The following is a 19,140-nucleotide window of genomic DNA, read 5'->3' on the forward strand; positions in this document are numbered from 1 at the left end:
GGCGAATGGCACAGGCTGGTGCGAATCCCCGGGGCCCCAAAATGAAGACCGTTGTGCCACTGAAAACTCCCAAACCCGCAGCCGCACCGCGCGCCGCAGAACTTCGTCATGGCGGGCAAGTGCTTGTCGATCAATTGCTGATCCGCGGGATCGAGCGGGTCTTCTCGGTGCCCGGCGAAAGCTTCCTGCCGGTGCTCGACGGGCTCGTGGATTCCGGCATTGCCAATGTGGTTTGCCGGCAGGAGGGCGGGGCCGCGATGATGGCTGAGGCCGAGGGCAAGATGACGGGCGAGCCCGGCGTGCTCTTCGTCACCCGTGGGCCCGGCGCGGCCAACGCCTCTGCCGGGCTGCATGTGGCGAAGCATGACAGCACGCCAATGGTGGTGTTTGTCGGCCAAGTGCCGCGCGAGCAGCGAGACAGGGATGCGTTTCAGGAGGTTGACCTGCGCGCCTTTCTGGCACCCGTGGCCAAGTGGACCGCCGAGGTGGACGATGCCGCTCGCCTGCCCGAATACATCGACCGTGCCTTCCGCCTCGCCTGTGCCGGGCGTCCCGGGCCGGTGGTGCTGTCGCTGCCAGAAGACATGCTGCACGATCAGGTGGATGTGCCGGACCGGCCCGATGATGCCTTCTACACCTCGCCGGAAGGCTCCAACTTCGCGGAACTCGTGATCCATCAAATCGAGCGCTCGCATCGCCCGCTCGTGATCGCGGGCGGCCCCGGCTGGAGCGCGGAAGCCTCCGCCAACCTCGCTCGCTTCGCAGAGGCGTTGGATCTGCCTGTGGCGGTGCCCTTTCGGCGGCAGGACTACATGGACAACCGGCACCCGAACTACATCGGCGATCTCGGTGTCGGCATGTGCCCCGCGCTGGGAGATGCAGTGCGTCAGGCTGATCTGATCGTGGCACTCGGCACCCGGCTGGGCGATGTGACGATGGGGGCCTATCGGTTGCTCGACGTGGCCGCCCCGCGGAAGCGGATCATCCACGTGCACCCCGACCCCGATGAAATCGGCAAGGTCTATCCGGTGCAGCTGCCCTTTGTGGCGGAGGCGCCGGTGGTGCTGGCCAAACTGGCCCGCTCGGTGCGTCCGCGCAGCGACAAGCGCCAATGGACGGCCGACTACCGCGCCGCTTATGAAAAATGGGTGCGCCCGAAGGAAACGCCGGGCGCGTTGAAGTTGGAGCAGGTGATAAACTGGCTGTCCGAGAACCTGCCTGAGGATGCGGTGCTGACCAACGGTGCCGGCAATTATGCGGCCTGGCTGCATCGCTACTACCAATTCAAGCGCTATGGCACTCAGCTTGCACCGACCAGCGGCAGCATGGGCTATGGCCTGCCAGCCGCCATCGCCGCCAAACTGCGTTTCCCGGAGCGGGTGGTGGTGGCCTTGGCGGGCGATGGCTGCTTCCAGATGACCTGCAACGAGCTGTCGACCGCCATCCAGCATGGGGCCGCCCCCATTGTTCTGGTGGTGAACAACGGTCGCTACGGCACGATCCGGATGCATCAGGAAAAGACCTTCCCCGGCCGGGTCTCGGGTACCGACCTCGCCAATCCGGACTTTGTTGCTCTGGCTCAAGCCTATGGCGGCTACGGAGAACGCGTGGAACGCACAGAGGATTTTGCCGGTGCCTTCGTGCGTGCTCAGGCCAGCGGACGCCTCGCCGTTCTGGAATTGGTGGTAGACCCCGAGGCGCTCTCAGCAGGAATGACACTTAGCGAAACCCGCGAGGTTGGCGAACGGCGCTGACGCGCAAAGGCCATGCTGGCCGCCCTTCGGCGCGTGTGTTCGTTGGTACCCCTGCGGCTTACAGCTTTCCATGGCGCCTGCGGCGCGCTGGAGGCGGTGGCCTTGCGCCAGCCCACAGTCAGCTATCCTGCCGAACGATGTCTATGATAAGCACATCGGTCAGAGTTGCGCCCAGCACCTTGCGGCCAACCTCCTTCAGCGCTTCAGAGAGCCGCCTCATCTTGGTGCCGGTGGTGAAGTTGCCGGAGAACCCGCCAGAGTTGGCATGATCGAAGAGCACCTGCAAGAAACTGTCGCGCAGCTTCGGCTCACGGCTATAAACCGTTTCGCGCTGGCCGATTTCGACCTCCAGGCTCAGACTGAGGACAACCATGGAGGCCACCCGCCCGTCCTCGACAATCGGCACGATGAACTGGTTGTTCAGCTTGACGTATTCTCGCGTCGGGTCGGCCTCCTCGCCGGTGGTATCCTCGGCCTCGGGGGGCACTTCCGGATGGCTTTCAGCCACTTCGCCCTCGTCGCCGCAGGGTGCCATCACCAATTCCTCGGGGGGAGGCCGCAGCATCATGCCCGCGCCCGCGCCGGCACCAATGCCAACCGCAGCGAGTATGAGGATGATGAGGATAGACTTCATGGGCTTGGTCTCCGCTCAGAAGGGCAGCACGATGTCGGCCACCTGCTGGCCGTAGCGTGGTTGCTGGACATCGGAGATCTGCCCGCGGCCGCCGTAGCTGATGCGGGCCCCGGCGATCTTGTCATAGGTGATCTCATTCTGGCGGGTGATATCCTCGGGGCGGACGTACCCGGTGACCAAAAGCTCGCGCAGCTCGAAGTTCACCCGCACCTCCTGGCTGCCCTGAATGCGCAGAATGCCGTTAGACATTTCCTCCACGATGGTGGCGGCAATTCGCAGCTCAAGCTGCTCGTTTCGGCTAACAGATCCGTTTCCGTTGAAGGTAGAGGAAGAGTTGGCGGAAACAGCATCGGCAGTGCTGGCCCCCTCGGGCAAGCGCTCGTCAATCCGCTGAGGGATGCCGAAGAGCGAAGGCACGCCCATGCTTTCGGAACCATTGCGGCTGCGGCCGGTGGCGTTGGAAATGGACGCACTGTCGTCGATCTCGATTACCACGGTCAGGATATCGCCCCGCCGCACCGCCCGCCTGTCGCCCAGCAACGACTTGCGGTTGCGGCTCCAGAGCGAGGCCTGCTCGGCCCCTCGCTTCCTGTCGAGCACATCCGGCAGCGGCACCGAAGCCATGGCACGATACTCATAGCTTTTCTCGGCGGGTTCGAAAGAGGGCGCCTTGCCAACGTCCTGTAGGCGCGCACAGCCGGTGAGGGCGAGGAGGGCGGCCAGAGCAATAAGGGCGGTGCGGGTCATCAGAAGTCCTCCAAGTCTTGCAGCATTCGGGCGCTTGGGCCCACGATGACGCGCCCCGCCGCGTCGACCTGTCCGGTGACGGTGCTGCGGGATGCGAGGTTCATGACTTTCAGCATGTCGCCCACGCCGCCGCGCCCAAGCGCCCGTGCCTCTGTGGCAATAAGCAGGCCGTTCTGGCGGTAAACGAGGGTGACGATCTGGTTGCGATCGATCAGGGCGGGCGGGCCGAGATCGGCGGCGCGGATCGGGCGACCGGGGTAGAGCACCACGCGGGCCTCAAGACCCATCGCGTCCTCCACCGCCTCCACGGCCCCGGTGGCGCGGCCTTCCCGCAACAGCACATCGCGGGGTTCGAGCACGCTGCCCGCCGGGATCATCCGGGCGGCCACCAGCATCTCGGCCCGCAGCGGGCTGGCAAGGAGGCAGAGGAGGGCGAGGAGACGGAGCATCATCAGCGGATCTGGGTGGTTGCGCCGAGCATCTGGTCGGCAGCGGTGATGACCTTGGCATTCAGCTCGTAGCCGCGCTGGGCGGTAATCAGATCGGTGATCTCCTTCACGGCATCGACCGAACTGTCTTCCAGATAGCCCTGCCGCACGGTTCCGAGGCCCTGCTCTCCCGGAGTGGCGGTGAGCGGCGGGCCGGAGGCCTCGGTCTCCAGAAAGAGGTTGGAGCCCATCGCTTCCAACCCCTTGGCGTTGGAGAAATCCGCTAGGGTGAACTGGCCCAGAAGCTGGGGCGCAACCTGATCGTTGAAATAGGCGTATACCTCGCCATCGGCGTTGATCGAAAGCGCGCGGGCATCTTCGGGGATGGTGATATCGGGCACCACCCCGTAGCCGTCGGAAGTGACGATAAGCCCGTCCGCGCTACGCTTAAGCGCGCCATCGCGGGTGTAGGCGGAGATGCCGGAGGGCAGCGTAACCTCGAAGTATCCATTGCCCTCGATGGCGATATCCAGATCGCCGCCAGTGGCCCCGAGCGAGCCCTGCTGAACGTTCATCGACACCGCCGAGGGCCTTACGCCGAGGCCGATCTGCACCCCGGTAGGGAGGATCGTGCCATCGTTGGCGTTGATCGTGCCGGGCCGCGCAAGCTGGCGATAGTGCAGGTCGGCAAAATCGGCGCGGCGCGCGTTGTAGCCGGTGGTGCTCATATTCGCGAGGTTGTTAGAGATGACATCGACGCGCATCTGTTGCGCGCTCATGCCGGTGGCGGCGATCTTCAGGGCCTGCATTCTGCTGCCTCCTTAACGGGTCAGGGTCTGGATGACGGAGTCCTTGCGCTCGGATTCCTTCTCCAGAAATTTCTGGCCCAGCTCGTAGGTGCGCTGGACCTCGATCATCCGGGCGATCTCCAGGATCGGGTCGACGTTGCTCTCTTCGATGAAACCTTGCAGCACGCGGGCGTTCTCGGCGGGCAACACGGCACCGCCGGGGTTGAAGAGCGTGCCGCCTTCACGGGTCATCGCGGTGTAATCCTCCGGTTCCACCATTCCGATCTGTGTCAGCGGCACGCCGTCCGCCGAAAGCGTGCCATCGGCGGAGAGGCTGATGTTGCGCGCGCCGGGTGGGGCAAAGACAGGTGCGCCACCGGCATCGAGCAAAAAGTGGCCATCGCCGTTCATCAACTCGCCCGCCGGGCCCGGCGTGTAGCTGCCCGCCCGGGTAAGACGCAGGCCCTCCGGCGTTTCGATCTGGAAGAACCCGTCCCCCTCAATGGCGAAATCGAAGGTGCCATTTGTCTGGCTCAGGGTGCCCTGCGTCAGGTCCGTGTTGCGCACCCGGGCGGTGCCCATTGAGACCGAGCCCGAGGGCCCGTCGGCTGCGCGAACCCATTCAGAGAAGATCACCCCTTCGCGGCGAAAGCCGGTGGTGGAAAGGTTGGCGAGGTTGTTGGCCACCGCGCGCATCTCGTTCATCAGGCCGGACTGGCGCGACAGGGTGACGTATCCGGTGCTCATATGCTCAACCTCCGGCAATCATGGGAATGAGGGTGGATTGAAAGAAACTGACGAGGCTTTCCGTCATGAAGCCCATGGTCAGCCAGAAGACGGCGAGGATGGCGGCGAGCTTGGGCACGAAGGTGAGGGTCATCTCCTGCACCGAGGTCAGGGCCTGGACGAGGCCAATGGCCACGCCCGCGACAAGCGCCACCGTGAGGATGGGCAGGGCGATGATGACGCCCACCCAGAGCCCCTCTCGGAGCGTGTCGTAAAAGCCCGCCGCCTCCATGGGTCACACAGGCATCCGCAGGATTTCCTGGTAGGCCTCCACGACTTTGTCGCGCACCGTGACGGCGGTTTCGACCGCTAACTCGGTTTCGGCCAATGCCTGCACAAGGGCGTGAGGATCGGCTTTGCCAACCATCGCGTCCATCGCCACCTGCTCCGCATTCGAGAGCATGGAAGCGAAGTCCTCGGCCACACGGGCGAAGCCTTCGCCGCCCGACTGTGTGCCCTCGTTCGGGGCGGTGGCCGGCCTGGCTCCTTCGTAGAGCCGGGCCACTTGGGACAGTTTGATATCCATTCTGGATCTCCTTCAGACTGCTATTTTCGCAGAATTTCCAACAGGCTCCGGGTCATCTGCCGGGCCTGGTCGAACATCTTGAGGTTGGCCTCGTAGCTGCGCTGGGCTTCGCGGGCATCGGCAATCTCGATCACTAGGTCGACGTTGGAGCCGAGGTAGAAGCCATCTTCCCCGGCCATCGGGTGCGAGGGGTCGAAGACCTCAGGCAGCTCGGTGTCATCAAGCCGTACAGGGGCCGCCTCCACCGCGCCGGTTGTCCGGCCGCCCTGCATCACCTCGCGAAACGGGGTAAGCTTGCGGTGGTAGCCCGGGGTATCGGCATTGGCGATATTCTCCGACACATGGCGCAGGCGCGAGCTTTGCGCAGCCATGCCCGAGGCGGAGACAGAGAAGCTTTGGAATAAATCACCCATGACGCGCCCTTACCCTCGCCCAAGCGTGGCGCGCATTAAGCCGAGCGTGGTGCGGTAGATCGAAAGCGCCATCTCATGTCGGGTCTGGACTTCGGCAGATTTCACCATCTGGCTTTCGATCGAAACGGTATTGCCGTTCGGATCGCCATCAATGCCGCGTTCAATGAAGGGGCGGAGGGCCTCGGGCGGCATCTCACCGGCCACATGGCCACTGCGGGTTTGCCGTAACTCAAGCCCGGGACCATTTTGATACACCGCGCCAAAGCTGGCGATATCGCGCGCCTTATAGCCGGCTGTATCGGCCTGGGCGAGGTTTTGCGCCACCACTTGCTGGCGGGTGGCAGAATGCGTGGCGAGGCCGCGCGCCATATTGAGGATCTCGAGCTGATCGAACATCGGGGTTTCTCCCACGGGCTTCAACCTCGGCTTAACCGTGATTCCTTTAGAAAGGGTTTCAGGCGCCCGGCTTGCGGCGCGGAATGTGGAGAATCCCATGACTGACGCCACCCTCGCCCAGCTCACCGCCGAAATCGCCGCGCTCAAACCCTCTGCCTCTGTGGGCCGCATCAGCGCGGTGGGGCGCGGCGCGGTAGAGCTTACTGGCCTGTCAGAAATTGCAGCGCTGGGCGATCAGGTTTGGCTCGGCACCCGTGAGGGGCGGTTGCGCGGCGAGATCGTTCATATCGACCGCACACGCGCCATGGCCCTGCCCGATGGCCCGGCTGACGGTATCCGGCTTGGCGATCAGGTTACACTTCAGGGCGGTGATGGGCTCTTTCCGGACGTTGCATGGCAAGGTCGCGTCATAGACCCTTATGGTAATCCGCTTGATGGGCGCCCCCTGCCGCGCGGCCCCGAGTTGCGCCCGCTTCGCCCACCGGCACCACCTGCCACCCAGCGCAAGCGGCTTGGCAGTCGGCTTGGCACTGGGCTTTCCGTGTTCGATACACTCTTGCCCATCGTGCGCGGCCAGCGGCTGGGGTTGTTTGCGGGCTCGGGCGTGGGCAAATCCTCGCTCCTCGGCGCTTTGGGCCGGGGCCTTCAGGCCGACAGGGCGGTGATCGCGCTGGTCGGTGAGCGGGGCCGGGAGCTACGCCACTTCATAGAGGATGTGCTTGGGCCTGAGGGTATGGCGCGCTCCGTGATCGTGGCCGCCACCTCAGACCAATCCGCCATTGCCCGCCGCCGCTGCTTGTGGACAGCGATGACAGTGGCCGAGCACCTGCGTGACGAGGGGCACCATGTGCTGTTTCTGGCCGACTCGGTGACTCGCTTTGCCGAGGCGCACCGCGAGGTGGCGCTGGCCGCCGGAGAGCCTGCAAGCCTGCGCGGCTACCCGCCCTCCACCGCGCATATGATCATGTCATTGGCCGAACGGGCCGGGCCGGGGCTGGAGGGCGTGGGTGACATAACCGCAATTTTCTCAGTGCTCGTGGCGGGCTCCGATATGGAAGAGCCAGTGGCCGACATCCTGCGCGGCGTGCTGGATGGGCATGTTGTGCTGTCACGCGAAATTGCCGAACGCGGGCGCTTCCCCGCCGTTGATCTGCTGCGCTCCACATCGCGCTCACTGCCTGAAGCCGCAAGCCCGGAGGAAAACGCGCTGATCGCCAAGGCGCGGCGGCGGCTCGGGGCCTATGACCGCGCAGAGCTGATGATTCAATCAGGCCTCTACACCGCCGGCTCCGACCCGGAGATAGATGCCGCGATCAAGGTCTACGGGGCGCTCGACAAGTTCCTCGCGGAAGAGAGCAAAGGCCCGCCAGAGGCATTCCAACGGCTCAAGGGTGTGCTCGCCCGCAGCGGATAATCGCGGCCCGCAGGGAACATTCCCAGCCCCGCTCCGGTTTTGCTGAGACATCTCAACAGACGGAGGCCGCCCGACATGTCCGATAAAAAGCCAACCCCGCCCACCACCACAGATGCCGGTATCCGCGTTCAGAGCGATGAGCATTCGCTGACCGTGGGGCGCGATGGCCCGATCGTGCTGAACGATCATTACCTGCTGGAGCAGATGGCCAATTTCAACCGCGAGCGCATCCCAGAGCGCCAGCCCCACGCAAAGGGCGGCGGTGCCTTCGGGCATTTTGAAGTCACGGCCGATGTTTCAAAGTACACCAAGGCCAAGGTTTTTCAGCCCGGCGCAAAAACCGACCTGCTCGCCCGCTTCTCCACGGTCGCCGGCGAGCGCGGCAGCCCCGACACATGGCGCGACCCGCGCGGCTTTGCGGTGAAAATGTACACCGACGAGGGCAATTTCGACATGGTGGGCAACAACACCCCCATCTTCTTCATCCGCGATCCGATGAAGTTCCAGCACTTCATTCGCAGCCAGAAGCGCCGCGCTGACAACGACATGCGCGACCATGACATGCAGTGGGATTTCTGGACGCTCTCGCCCGAAAGCGCGCATCAGGTCACTTACCTCATGGGAGACCGGGGCATCCCGCGCACTTGGCGCGAGATGAACGGCTATTCAAGCCACACCTACTCCCTGGTGAACGCCGAGGGTGAGAGGTTCTGGGTGAAATTTCACTTCCACACCGATCAAGGCGACGGCAATGCGCATCTGACTCAGGAGGAGGCCGACAGGCTGGCAGGCACCGATGGCGACTACCACCGCGCCGACCTGTTCAACCAGATAAGCGAGGGCAACCACCCGAGTTGGACGTTGAAGTGGCAGATCATGCCCTATGAGGACGCCAAGACCTATCGGATCAACCCCTTCGATCTCACCAAGGTCTGGCCGCATGCGGATTCTCCGCTGATCGAGGTGGGCAAGATGGTGCTAAATCGCAATCCGACCGATTTTCACACCCAGATCGAGCAAGCCGCCTTCGAGCCCAACAACATGGTGCCCGGCATCGGCCTCTCGCCCGACAAGATGCTGCTGGCGCGTGGCTTTTCCTACGCCGATGCGCACCGTGCGCGGCTCGGGGTGAACTACAAGGAAATCCCGGTGAACAAGCCGCAATCGCCGGTGCATAGCTACACCAAGGACGGCGCAGGCCGAACGGTGCCGGTAAGCGATCCGGTGTACGCCCCCAATTCCTACGGCGGGCCCTCGGCGCAGCCGTATGAGCATGAGGCCGGGCTGTGGCACAGCGACGGTGACATGGTGCGCGAGGCCTATACCCAGCGCGAGGACGATGATGATTGGAGCCAAGCCGGTGCGCTCGTGCGTGAGGTGATGGATGCCGACATGCGCGAGCGGTTGGTGAACAACGTCGTAGGCCACCTGAGCGCGGGCGTCAGTGAAAAGGTGCTGGTGCGGGCCTTCGAATACTGGCGCAACATCGACGGGGATGTCGGGGAACGCATCGAAAAGGGCGTGCGCGACAAGATCGGCGGCACCTCGAAGGCCGAGGGAATGGCATCGGCAGAGAGCATTGCGGGCTGACCAGCGCGACCGCGACGCGACTACAACACCCCAAGAAAAGAAAAAGCCCTCCACCGCACGTCTGTGCGGGGAGGGCTCTGAGCAAGACGGAAGGGCCGGGAGAAAGCCCTTCCGTCTGAATGCGGTCACTCGGCGTCAATCACGCTGAACACGCTTTCTGCAACCGGGCTGGACACCGAGCGGGAAGCTTGGGTGCCGGCGTAGCCAAAGGTGCCGTTGCGCTGCTCGGCTTCTTGCTCGGCGAAGATTTCCTGAGCGGTGGCATTGGCCGGAGCGGAAGCGCCGAGGTAGACGCGGCCGTCGGTGTCGCCTTCGAGGCCTTTCAGCTGCACGAGCTGCTCGACGGAGTAGCCGTTGGACTCGACGCCAACGGAAGCGGCGAGGTTATCATTCGCGGCCAGAGCGGGGGTGGCAACGGTCAGGGCGAGGGCGGCAAGGATGTAGTTTTTCATAGTACTGTCTCTTTTGTTCTGCCCCGTGGGGCGTTGGGTGCAACGTGCTGCGTTGCGATGATTGGGATATGTGGTGCGTTCAGTATAAAGTAAACATTCCAAACAAAATAATTTACCTGAATTTTGATAACCGATTGATATGCAACGATTAAATTTTTCTCGCGAGCTGTGGTCGAGCGCGCAGAGGCCCGAAAAACTGGACATTAAGTTCGTTTAAGCTTATCTGAACCCGTAAGAGACGCCGCTTTCCTGGCCTTAGCGAGGCCCTCCGGGAGACATCAGACCCATGGAACAGACAGTTGAGACGGCCCGTAGCGAGTTCATCGAAAAACTGGGGCTAATCATTCAGACCGAAGGCCTGCCGCGCACCGCGGGGCGGATCATGGGGCTGTTGGTTTGGGAAGGTGAGCCAGTGGCATTCTGCGATCTCGCAACAGAGCTTCAGATCAGCCGTGGCAGCGTCAGCACCGCCACGCGGCTACTGGAAGACAAGCTCATGATCAAGCGGGTGACCAAGGCTGGCGAGCGGCAGGATTACTTCCAACTCGCGCCCAAATCATATGAAACAATGGTGAGCGACCTCAGCCGCCAGTTTCGCCGCAAGAGCGACGATCTGCGCTCCACACTCGATGGCGTGCCGGAATGCGCCGCCGATATTCGCGCCCGTGTGCATGGCTATGCCGACATGCTTTCGTCACTGTCCGACAAGATCGGGGAACTGGCGCGTGAGATGGATTGACGCGCCCGCCGCGATCAGGCGACCAGCGCCTCTGCCTTCTTGAGGTCAACCGAGACCAGCTGGCTCACGCCCTGCTCCTGCATGGTGACGCCAAAGAGCCTGTCCATCCGGCTCATCGTCACCGCGTGGTGGGTGATGATGAGGAAGCGTGTGTCAGTGCGCCGCGTCATCTCGTCGAGCAGGTCGCAGAAGCGGGTGACGTTGGCATCGTCCAGCGGCGCATCCACCTCGTCCAGCACACAGATCGGCGCGGGGTTGGCGAGGAAGACCGCGAAGATGAGCGCCAGCGCTGTCAAGGTTTGCTCGCCCCCGGAAAGCAGCGAGAGCGTGGAGAGCTTCTTGCCCGGCGGCATACACATGATCTCCAGCCCCGCTTCCAGAGGGTCGTCCGATTCCACCAGCTCCAGCGAGGCCTCACCGCCGCCGAAGAGGTGCTTGAACAGAAGTGAGAAGTTGGAGTTGACCTGCTCGAAGGCGGTCAGCAGGCGCTCGCGGCCCTCCTTGTTCAGCCCGGCAATGCCATTGCGCAGGGCGCGAATGGCCTCTTCCAGATCGGCCTTCTCCTTGACCAACTCGTCATGCTCGGTCTGCACTTCCTTAGCATCTTCCTCGGCGCGCAGGTTCACCGCGCCAAGGGCATCGCGCTGGCGACGCAGGCGAGAAAGGTCGTTTTCCAGCGCGTCGACGCCGGGCATCTTCTCGGGGTCGGCCTTGAGGTTCTCAAGCAGCTCAGCGGGCGCACATTCCAGCTCTTCGTGGATGCGCTCTTCCGCCAGCTTGCGGGCTTCCTGCGCGGCCTCCATCCGAGCCTGAGCGGCGGCGCGGCCTTCGCGCAGTTCACCGGCGATCTTTGTCGCCTCACGCTCCTCGGCCTGCGCCTCGCGCCATGCAGCCTCGCCCTCAGCTAGCGTGTCAGCGGCGGCACGGCGGCGCTCTTCCGCCTTTTCCAGCGCGTCTTGCAGCTTGGTTTCGCGCGTTTCGATGTCTTCCGGGGCCGCCTCGGCGGCCTCCAGCTCGGTTTCCGTCGCCTGCTTGCGTTCACCCAACTCGCTCGAGCGGGTCTCGGCATTGGCCAGTCGCTCGCGCCAATTGCCAACCTCGCGGGCGATCTCCTGCAGGCGACGCACACGGGCCTCGCCCATGCGCCGAACCTCGTCCTGCACGGCGCGGCGGGAAAGCATATCCTGACGGGCGTTCTCGACGAGGCTCTTGGCCGCCTCGACATTGCCCCGGGCCTCCTCCAAATCCCCCAGCTGCGCCAGTGCAGCCTCGGCTTCCGCGAGCCGTGCGCGGGCCGCCGTGGCCTCGTCCTCGTGCCGCTTCACGGCCATCTCGGAGGCCTCGGCGCGGGTGCCAGCCATCGCAGCATCGCTCTCAGCGCGAGAAAGCGCGCGGGAGGCATCGGCAACGGCGGAATCCGCCTCGCGGCGGGCCTGTCGGGCGGCGCGGTCGGCTTCGGTAATGCGGGCCAGCTCTTCAGAAAGCGCCCTGTGCGCTTTGCGGGCCCCATCGGCACGGGCTTCGGCCTCGTTGAGATCAAGCTTCAGTTCTTCGAGCCGGTTGATCTGCTCAAGCCGCAGCGCAGCAGCGGAGGGGGCATCTTCGGCAGCGGCACGGAACCCGTCCCAGCGCCACAAATCTCCCTCGCGTGACACCAGCCGCTGGCCCGGTTTCAGCTCGGCCTGCCGCGCAGTGCCTTCCTCGGGGGTTGCAACCAGCCCGACCTCTCCCATGCGGCGGCGCAACACATCGGGCACATGCATGTAATCGGCCAGCGGATGCAGCCCGCCGGGCAGGCCCTGTGGCGCGGGATAGTCCGGCAAGGCGGCCCAGCCAGAGGGAGCATCGGCGGCAACGGCAGGCGCCCGCAGATCGTCGGCAAGTGCCGCGCCGAGGGCCTTTTCGTAGCCTTTGTCGACCGAGAGCATATCGAGCACCTGCCCGCCTTCGCTCCCTTCGCGGTCAACCAGACGGGCGAGCGCGTGCATTTCGGCGCTGAGCGTCTTGGTCTCACCCTCGGCGGCAGAGGCGGCGGCGCGGGCCTCCGCCTCGCGTCCGGCAATCTCGGCGCGGGCGGTGTCAGCGGCCTCCAGCGCCTTCTCGGCCTCCTCCGCACGCGCGGTGGCCGCGGCGCTGGCCGCTTGCGCGGCGCGCATGGCCTCTTCGGCGCTGGCCTTCCGACTGCGCGCCTCATCGGCCTGACGGCGTGCCTTCGCGGCCTCCGCCTCGTTTCGGTCGGTCGCACTGCGGGCATCGGCCTGCATCCGTTGCGCGGATTGATGGCGGGCCGCGAGCCGGGCGACATCTTCGGTCTGCTCGGCCAGCCGCTCCTCGATCTCCGACAGAACGGCCGCCGCCTTTCGGGCCGCCTCGGTGGCGTCCTCAAGCTTTTCCTCGTGGCCTTCGCCCGCCTTCTGCAGCTCGGCTTCCTCCCAGCCCAGCCGCTCCACGGTCTCGCCCGCATCGCGGTTCAGCCCTTCCTCGCGCTCCATGTCGCGGGTGAGTTGGGCGAGGCGGTTCTTCAACGTGTCGATGGTCGCCTCGGCCCGCGCGGCCTCCTCACGCAAGCCACCCCGCTCAACCTGCAACCGTTGCACAACCGCCGCCGCAATCGCCTCCTCCTCGCGGAGCGCGGGCAGGGCGGCATCCGTTTCGCTCCGGCGCTTCTCGGCGTTCAGCACGGCGCGCTCGGCTGCCCCGGCGGCGGCGACAGTCTCTCGGTGGGCATGGCCCGCCGCAGCAACGGCCTCGTCGGCCTCCTTCCAGCGGCGATACAGCAGTAGGCCCTCAACCTGCCGCAGCTCGGTGCCGATCTCCCGATACCGCGCAGCCTGCCGGGCCTGGCGGGCGAGTTGCGCGAGCTGGGCCGCAAGCTGTTCAATCACGTCATCGACGCGGGCCAAGTTTTGCTCAGCGCCGTTCAGCTTCAGCTCAGCCTCGTGGCGGCGTTGGTACAGCCCCGAGATCCCGGCGGCCTCTTCAAGGATCCGCCGCCGCGCCTTTGGCTTGGCGTTGATCAGCTCCGAGATCTGCCCCTGACGCACCAGCGCCGGGCTGTGCGAGCCTGTCGAGGCATCGGCAAAGAGCATCTGAATATCACGGGCCCGCACGTCCTTGGTGTTGGCCTTATAGGCAGAGCCGGCATCTCGGGTGATGCGGCGAACGACTTCAAGCACATCCTGATCGTTAAACCCGGCGGGTGCGAGCCGCTCGCTGTTGTCGATATGGATCGAGACCTCGGCAAAGTTGCGCGCCGGCCGAGAGGCGGCCCCGGCAAAGATCACATCTTCCATGCCGCCGCCGCGCATGGCGGTGGGGCGGTTTTCGCCCATCACCCAGCGCAATGCCTCAAGCAGGTTCGATTTTCCGCAGCCGTTCGGCCCGACAACGCCGGTCAGCCCGTCGGCGATGACCAGATCGGTCGGGTCGACGAAGCTCTTGAAGCCGTTCAGTCTGAGCCGTGTGAAACGCACGCTGCTCGCTGCCCCTTACCTGCGCCCCTCTCTGTCCCCATGCCCCGGCGGGGCGATTCCCCGGGGCTGGCCCATGTTTGGGGTGTGAGACACGTCTGTCAATCAGCATGTGGGAGCGATCTGTGGGTTATCCACAAGATATGGAGCGCTTGACGGCAGGGAAGCGTCAGGGAGGATAGCGGGATGAGCAAGATCGACGTGACCATTGGCAGCCCCCACCACCCCGAGGCAACCGCGCTCTTGAATCAGAGCCATGCCCTGATGAAGAGCCTGTTCCCGCCCGAAGACAATTTCTTTCTGGATATCGACGCGCTGGCTGGTCCGAACATCGTGTTTTTCACTGCGCTGCTGGAGGGCCAAGTGGTGGGCACCGGGGCGCTGGCGGTGAAGGGCGGGTATGGTGAGGTGAAATCCATGTTCACCGATGAAGCCGCCAGGGGCCGGGGTGTGGCGGGCCGGGTGCTTGCAGCCGTCGAGGCCGAGGCGCGGGCACGGGGGCTCGGCTGGCTCCGGCTGGAAACCGGCAACCGCCTGCATGCCGCCCACCGCGTATACCGCGCCTCCGGCTTCACCGACTGCGGCCCCTTTGGCGACTACCCCGATGCCGCCTCTTCGATCTTCATGGAAAAGCGACTGGACTGAAGCTCAGAGCTTTCTGGCAAGGTCTCGGCTGGCTTGCATTTGCCCGAAGGACCGCGCCAGAGCCTTGCGGGCCGAGGCCGAGGCGGCACGTGCGCGAGCGAGGTCTCGGTTGAGCACGGCCTTGCGGGCCTCCGTCCAGCGCAGCCAAACATTGGTGGCCCGTGCATGCGACGGGCTGAAGTGGATCGGGTCCGTGGCATCTGCCATCGCCTTGCGGCGCGCTTCTTCGATCTCTGCGATGGAAGCGGCGATGCGGGCTTCCTCGGCAAGCCGCTGCTTGAGCGTTCCCTGACCGGCCATGAAGCGCGCTTCCATCAAGCCAGAGAGCGCCGTCATCTGCTGTCTTTTCAGCCCCATTACAGCATACTCATTGGTTCTGTATCACTGACCCGCCCGCCGGGTGTAGCTGGCCTTCGCCTTCTGGCGCATGGCCTCGGCAAACCGGATGGCGGCGGCCACGGGGGCGTAGTGATCAGAGTGGATTTCGTCACCAATCTGCACGGTCGCATGAAGCGCTCGCGCGGTGGGCGGGTCGCGGTGAATCGGCACACCGGCCTGCTGCGCCGTCTCGCGGATACGGGCCGCCACCTCATCCACCCCCTTCGCAAGGCACACCGGCGCACCGGGCGCCAGCCGGTTCCACTTGAGCGCCACGGCATAGTGCTGCGGGTTGACGATGACGACATCGGCCTTGGGCACTTCACCCATCATCTGCGCCGATGCGATCTCAATCGCCTTCTGTCGCCGTTGCTGGCGGATATGCGGGTCGCCCTCGCTGTCCTTGTGCTCATCCTTCAACTCCTGATGGCTCATCCGGTTTTTCCGCAGGTGCTCGGCGCGCTGCCACATGAAATCCACCGTGGCGATGGCCGCCATGATCGCAGTGACGATGAGCAGGAAATCGAGGCAAAGCCGCCCCAAGAGCGCGCCAACCTGCCCCGGTTCCAGCGCGGCGGCGGCGAGCATGTCGGGCAGGCGGCGGTTGAGGTAGGCGAAGAGCACAACCGAAATGATCGTCAGCTTGACGAAACTCTTGAAAAACTCGAACAGCCCGCCACGGCCAAACTTGTTCTTGGCGTTCGATAGCGGCGAAATTCGGTTCAGCTTGAACTGCAATTTTTCCGGCGCAAAGGTGATGGCCCGCTGCGCGATGAGCGAGAGTATGCAGGCCACCGCAGGGATCACGAACCACGGCGAAATGGCGGTGGCGACCTTGGCAATCAACCCGCCTGAGAGGGTGGCGAAGCCCGGGCCGGTCATCAGCGGCGCAAGCCTGTCGGCCTGTGCCAAAAGCTGAATGCCGGTGCTGCCGAGTGAGCCCACGCTGGTCGCCCCGGCCGTGATTGCTGCCAGCAGAAGCCCGCCATAGGCGGTGGCCGTGGTAACATCGGTCGAGCGCGGCACCTCGCCCTTCTTGCGGGCATCGTCCAGCCGCTTCTGGGTAGGCTCGTGTTGCTTTTCGCCCTCGTCGCTCTGTCCCGCCATCGCCTAGCCCCCAAGCGGCGTGGCGAGGTAGCGCTGCAAGGCCTCCAACCAGAGGGACAGCAGGTAAGGCGCCGAGAAGAACAGCAGGATGAGGCCGCCCGCAGTGATCGCAGGCGCACCGACAAAAGCCACCATAAGCTGGGGCATGGCGCGGTTAATCACACCCAACGCGATGTTGTAGATCAGCGCGGCGATGATGAAGGGGGCGGCCAGCGAAAAGGCCATGCCGAAAGAGGCGGAGATGCGTGCAACGCCCCATTCCATAGCCTCGCCCGCGCCCAGAACGGCCCCCACCGGCAGCACGTCGTAGCTTTGCACGAAGCCAAGCGCGACCTGAACGTGCAGCCCCGACATGGCCGCAAGCGCGAGGCCCGACACCACCAAAAGGTGGCCGATGGCGGGCTGCGGATCAACATCCTTGGAAGCCCCAAATATCTGCGCCAGCGATGTGGATTGCGCCGCCATCGAGCCCGCGACCTGCAATGCATAGATGAAGAGCCGCAATCCAAAGCCGAAGACCAACCCGATGACGGTTTCGCTGACGAGGGTGAGCGAGAGCGCGATGTCGGTGAGCGAAGACGCGGGCGGCACATCGACCATCGGCGCAACGATGGCGGTGAAGGCCAGCGCGGCGGCGAGGCGGATGCGCGCGGGCACGCCCGCTTCCCCGAACGCCGGGATCATCATCATCGCCGCGCCAACGCGTAAGAACACCGTGAAGCCTGTAACCAGCGCGGCCTGCGAGAAGCCGAGAAGTTGAGCGAGGGTCTCGATCATGCCGCCGGGCTCATGCCGCGATCACGCCGAGCAGGGCGGGGCGGGCATCCATCCCGATCTCCTCAAAAGAGAGGACCGGTGCGCCAATGCCCTTCGCCGTCAGAACGGTTTTCAGAAAGCGACGGCGCCGGGAGGTGGTAACAAGCGCAGGCGATATGCCACTTTCGGCCACCGTCGACAGTTTTTCGGCCACGCCACCCGCGAGCTTCGAAAAGGCCTCTGGAGGCAGGGCAATATCTTCGGTGCCATTGCCGCCATCAACTTGATGCGCCAAAAATTTCTCCTCCCACTCGGGCGCAAGCTGCAACAGCGGCAGGGTGCCGTCTTCACGGCGTAGTTCTGACACGAGCTGAAAGCCGAGGCGCTGACGCACATGTTCGCAAATCGCTTCGGGCGCGGAATATGTGCCGCGGGCCTCGGAAATGGCTTCAAGGATCAGCGGCAGATTGCGAACAGAAACCTGCTCATCGAGCAAAAGCCGCATTACGGCCAGCAGCAGGTCGATCGGCACCTTATCCGGCACCAGCTCGTCGATCAGCCGCCGGTTGGCCTCGGCGCGCACCGGGTCCGACAGGTTGGAAAGCTCTTCCAGCAGGCGGCGCAGCGCCTTCATCGTGAGCAGGCGGGCAAAGTTGCGCTTCAACACCTCCAACAAATGCGTGGCCAACACCTCGGCGGCGGTGACAACGGTAGAGCCCTGCAGCGCCGCATCCTCCCGGTCGTTCTCCGAAATCCAGCGGGCCGGCGCGCCATAGACTGGCTCGTTGCAGTCTTCGCCCGGGGGCAGCAGTTCAGGTGTATCGCCCGCCAGCGCCAGCACCCTGTCGGGGTGAAGCACATTGGTGGCCTGCGTCACCCCGTGGATGCGGATCGCGTAGGTGTCCGGCCGCAGGGCGGCGTTATCTGTCAGGCGGATCTCGGGAAGGATCAGCCCGTAAGACGAGGCGACATGGGCGCGCATGTTCTCGATCCGCGCATCTAGCCCGGTGGCCGGGTCGAGGACCATGGCGACAAGATCGGGCGAAAACTCGACGTGGATGTCATCCAGGTCAAGCATATCCCCAATGCTTTTTCGGGCGGGCGCAGTGGCCTCCGGTTCCGGTTTGGCGGCGGCGAGCGCTTCGGCCTTCAGCACCTTCTGGCGGCGCCAGGCAAAAAGGCCGAGGGTGGCGGCCCCGGCGAAAAACGGCAGGATCGGCAGGCCGGGGACGAGCCCGAAGAGCGCCATCAAAATGGCCACGGTGGCAATGGCTGTGGGGTGTTTGCCAAGCTGGCCAACCAATGCCAGATCCGTGGCCCCTTTTTCGCCACCGCGGGCGAGCAGCAGGGCCGAGGCGATAGAAATGATGACCGCCGGGATTTGGGTGACGAGGCCGTCGCCAACGGTGAGGATGGCATAGGTTTCAAAGGCTTCGCCAATGGCAAGGCCATGAATCACGGTGCCCATGACGAGGCCCATTACCAGGTTCAGCAGGGTAATCAGCAACCCGGCGACCGCATCACCTTTCACAAACTTGGAGGCCCCGTCGAGCGAGCCGAAGAAGGTGGTTTCGGCCTGTTCCAGCTCGCGCCGGGCCTTTGCTTCGGCATGGTCGATGGCTCCGGCGGACATGTCGGAATCGATGGCCAGCTGCTTGCCCGGCATCCCGTCGAGCGCAAAGCGCGCGCCCACTTCGGCCATCCGCGCCGCGCCCTTGGTGATGACCATGAAGTTCACGATCATCAGAACCCCGAAGACGACCAGACCGAGGAAGACCGAGCCCCCCATGACGAACATGGCGAACCCTTCAATCACGGTGCCCGCGGCCCTTGTGCCGGTATGGCCCTCACCGATGATCAGCTTGGTCGAACTGACGTTGAGCGAGAGGCGCAGCATGAGCGAGGCCAGCAGGATTGTCGGAAAAGAAGAAAAGTCGAGCGGTCGCTCGATGAAGAGCGTGACAGTAAAGATCAAGATGGCGAGGGCGAAGCTCCCGGCGAGGCCAACATCCAGCACCCAGGATGGCATCGGCAGAATCATCATCGTGATGACGCCCATCAATGCGAGCGCCAACAGGATCGTCGGTTTGAAGAGTTCGCCCTTGCCGAGCGCCATG

At 64.4% G+C, this 19,140-nt stretch carries 20 protein-coding genes; 5 read left to right on the forward strand and 15 right to left on the reverse strand.

The window, feature by feature from the left end:
- The first annotated feature begins 41 nt into the window (after nt 1–41).
- Nucleotides 42–1,754 (forward strand): thiamine pyrophosphate-binding protein, encoded by a 1,713-nt coding sequence (locus FHY55_RS03400; protein ID WP_140012847.1) that lies wholly within the window; start codon nt 42–44, stop codon nt 1,752–1,754.
- Nucleotides 1,755–1,872: 118 nt separating this feature from the next.
- Here FHY55_RS03400 and FHY55_RS03405 read toward each other — a convergent pair whose 3' ends face one another.
- Genes FHY55_RS03405 through FHY55_RS03445 form a run of 9 tightly spaced genes read right to left on the reverse strand, consistent with a single transcriptional unit; the run spans nt 1,873 to nt 6,583 of the window.
- A complete protein-coding gene (locus FHY55_RS03405; protein ID WP_140012848.1) occupies nt 1,873–2,388 on the reverse strand; it encodes a flagellar basal body-associated FliL family protein in 516 nt (171 codons plus the stop codon).
- A gap of 15 nt (nt 2,389–2,403) precedes the next feature.
- On the reverse strand, nt 2,404–3,135 hold the full coding sequence (flgH, locus tag FHY55_RS03410) for a flagellar basal body L-ring protein FlgH (RefSeq protein ID WP_140012849.1): 732 nt from the start codon (nt 3,133–3,135) through the stop codon (nt 2,404–2,406).
- Nucleotides 3,135–3,587 (reverse strand): flagellar basal body P-ring formation chaperone FlgA, encoded by a 453-nt coding sequence (flgA, locus tag FHY55_RS03415; RefSeq protein WP_371707274.1) that lies wholly within the window; start codon nt 3,585–3,587, stop codon nt 3,135–3,137. Before flgA ends, flgH begins: the two co-directional genes overlap by 1 nt.
- Complete coding sequence (gene flgG / locus FHY55_RS03420; protein ID WP_140012850.1) at nt 3,587–4,372, reverse strand: flagellar basal-body rod protein FlgG; 786 nt, start codon at nt 4,370–4,372, stop codon at nt 3,587–3,589. The genes flgA and flgG overlap by 1 nt, the downstream gene beginning before the upstream one ends.
- Before the next feature lie 12 nt (nt 4,373–4,384).
- Nucleotides 4,385–5,098 carry a flagellar hook-basal body complex protein gene (locus FHY55_RS03425; protein WP_140012851.1) on the reverse strand — a complete coding sequence of 238 codons (714 nt, stop codon included), beginning with the start codon at nt 5,096–5,098 and terminating at the stop codon, nt 4,385–4,387.
- Nucleotides 5,099–5,102: 4 nt separating this feature from the next.
- Nucleotides 5,103–5,369: a flagellar biosynthetic protein FliQ gene (locus tag FHY55_RS03430; protein WP_140012852.1), complete on the reverse strand. Its 267-nt coding sequence runs from the start codon at nt 5,367–5,369 to the stop codon at nt 5,103–5,105.
- A 3-nt stretch (nt 5,370–5,372) separates the two neighbouring features.
- Nucleotides 5,373–5,663 carry a flagellar hook-basal body complex protein FliE gene (fliE, locus tag FHY55_RS03435; RefSeq protein WP_140012853.1) on the reverse strand — a complete coding sequence of 97 codons (291 nt, stop codon included), beginning with the start codon at nt 5,661–5,663 and terminating at the stop codon, nt 5,373–5,375.
- Between the two features lie 20 nt (nt 5,664–5,683).
- On the reverse strand, nt 5,684–6,076 hold the full coding sequence (gene flgC, locus FHY55_RS03440; RefSeq protein ID WP_140012854.1) for a flagellar basal body rod protein FlgC: 393 nt from the start codon (nt 6,074–6,076) through the stop codon (nt 5,684–5,686).
- A 9-nt stretch (nt 6,077–6,085) separates the two neighbouring features.
- A complete protein-coding gene (locus FHY55_RS03445; RefSeq protein ID WP_210410530.1) occupies nt 6,086–6,583 on the reverse strand; it encodes a FlgB family protein in 498 nt (165 codons plus the stop codon).
- Here FHY55_RS03445 and FHY55_RS03450 point away from each other — a divergent pair.
- Nucleotides 6,570–7,886, forward strand: a complete 1,317-nt coding sequence (locus FHY55_RS03450) for a FliI/YscN family ATPase (RefSeq protein ID WP_140012856.1) — start codon at nt 6,570–6,572, stop codon at nt 7,884–7,886. The genes FHY55_RS03445 and FHY55_RS03450 overlap by 14 nt on opposite strands.
- Before the next feature lie 75 nt (nt 7,887–7,961).
- Nucleotides 7,962–9,476 carry a catalase gene (locus FHY55_RS03455; RefSeq protein ID WP_140012857.1) on the forward strand — a complete coding sequence of 505 codons (1,515 nt, stop codon included), beginning with the start codon at nt 7,962–7,964 and terminating at the stop codon, nt 9,474–9,476.
- A gap of 125 nt (nt 9,477–9,601) precedes the next feature.
- Here FHY55_RS03455 and FHY55_RS03460 read toward each other — a convergent pair whose 3' ends face one another.
- Nucleotides 9,602–9,928 (reverse strand): hypothetical protein, encoded by a 327-nt coding sequence (locus FHY55_RS03460; RefSeq protein WP_140012858.1) that lies wholly within the window; start codon nt 9,926–9,928, stop codon nt 9,602–9,604.
- Nucleotides 9,929–10,214: 286 nt separating this feature from the next.
- Between FHY55_RS03460 and FHY55_RS03465 the strand changes: the two genes are divergently transcribed.
- Nucleotides 10,215–10,667 carry a GbsR/MarR family transcriptional regulator gene (locus tag FHY55_RS03465; RefSeq protein ID WP_140012859.1) on the forward strand — a complete coding sequence of 151 codons (453 nt, stop codon included), beginning with the start codon at nt 10,215–10,217 and terminating at the stop codon, nt 10,665–10,667.
- A gap of 14 nt (nt 10,668–10,681) precedes the next feature.
- Here FHY55_RS03465 and smc read toward each other — a convergent pair whose 3' ends face one another.
- Nucleotides 10,682–14,140 carry a chromosome segregation protein SMC gene (gene smc / locus FHY55_RS03470; protein WP_140012860.1) on the reverse strand — a complete coding sequence of 1,153 codons (3,459 nt, stop codon included), beginning with the start codon at nt 14,138–14,140 and terminating at the stop codon, nt 10,682–10,684.
- 183 nt (nt 14,141–14,323) lie between these two features.
- Here smc and FHY55_RS03475 point away from each other — a divergent pair, with 183 nt between their 5' ends.
- Nucleotides 14,324–14,782: a GNAT family N-acetyltransferase gene (locus FHY55_RS03475; protein WP_140012861.1), complete on the forward strand. Its 459-nt coding sequence runs from the start codon at nt 14,324–14,326 to the stop codon at nt 14,780–14,782.
- A gap of 3 nt (nt 14,783–14,785) precedes the next feature.
- Here FHY55_RS03475 and FHY55_RS03480 read toward each other — a convergent pair whose 3' ends face one another.
- From FHY55_RS03480 to flhA, 4 genes are read right to left on the reverse strand one after another with little or no spacing between them, the layout of a single operon-like run.
- Nucleotides 14,786–15,139 carry a hypothetical protein gene (locus FHY55_RS03480; protein WP_140012862.1) on the reverse strand — a complete coding sequence of 118 codons (354 nt, stop codon included), beginning with the start codon at nt 15,137–15,139 and terminating at the stop codon, nt 14,786–14,788.
- A gap of 24 nt (nt 15,140–15,163) precedes the next feature.
- On the reverse strand, nt 15,164–16,267 hold the full coding sequence (locus tag FHY55_RS03485; RefSeq protein ID WP_140012863.1) for a flagellar biosynthesis protein FlhB: 1,104 nt from the start codon (nt 16,265–16,267) through the stop codon (nt 15,164–15,166).
- A 3-nt stretch (nt 16,268–16,270) separates the two neighbouring features.
- On the reverse strand, nt 16,271–17,044 hold the full coding sequence (locus FHY55_RS03490; RefSeq protein WP_140012864.1) for a flagellar biosynthetic protein FliR: 774 nt from the start codon (nt 17,042–17,044) through the stop codon (nt 16,271–16,273).
- A gap of 10 nt (nt 17,045–17,054) precedes the next feature.
- Nucleotides 17,055–19,139: a flagellar biosynthesis protein FlhA gene (gene flhA / locus FHY55_RS03495; RefSeq protein WP_140012865.1), complete on the reverse strand. Its 2,085-nt coding sequence runs from the start codon at nt 19,137–19,139 to the stop codon at nt 17,055–17,057.
- Nucleotide 19,140: the final 1 nt, after the last annotated feature.

Source organism: Oceanicola sp. D3, from assembly GCF_006351965.1.
Lineage (GTDB): Bacteria > Pseudomonadota > Alphaproteobacteria > Rhodobacterales > Rhodobacteraceae > Vannielia.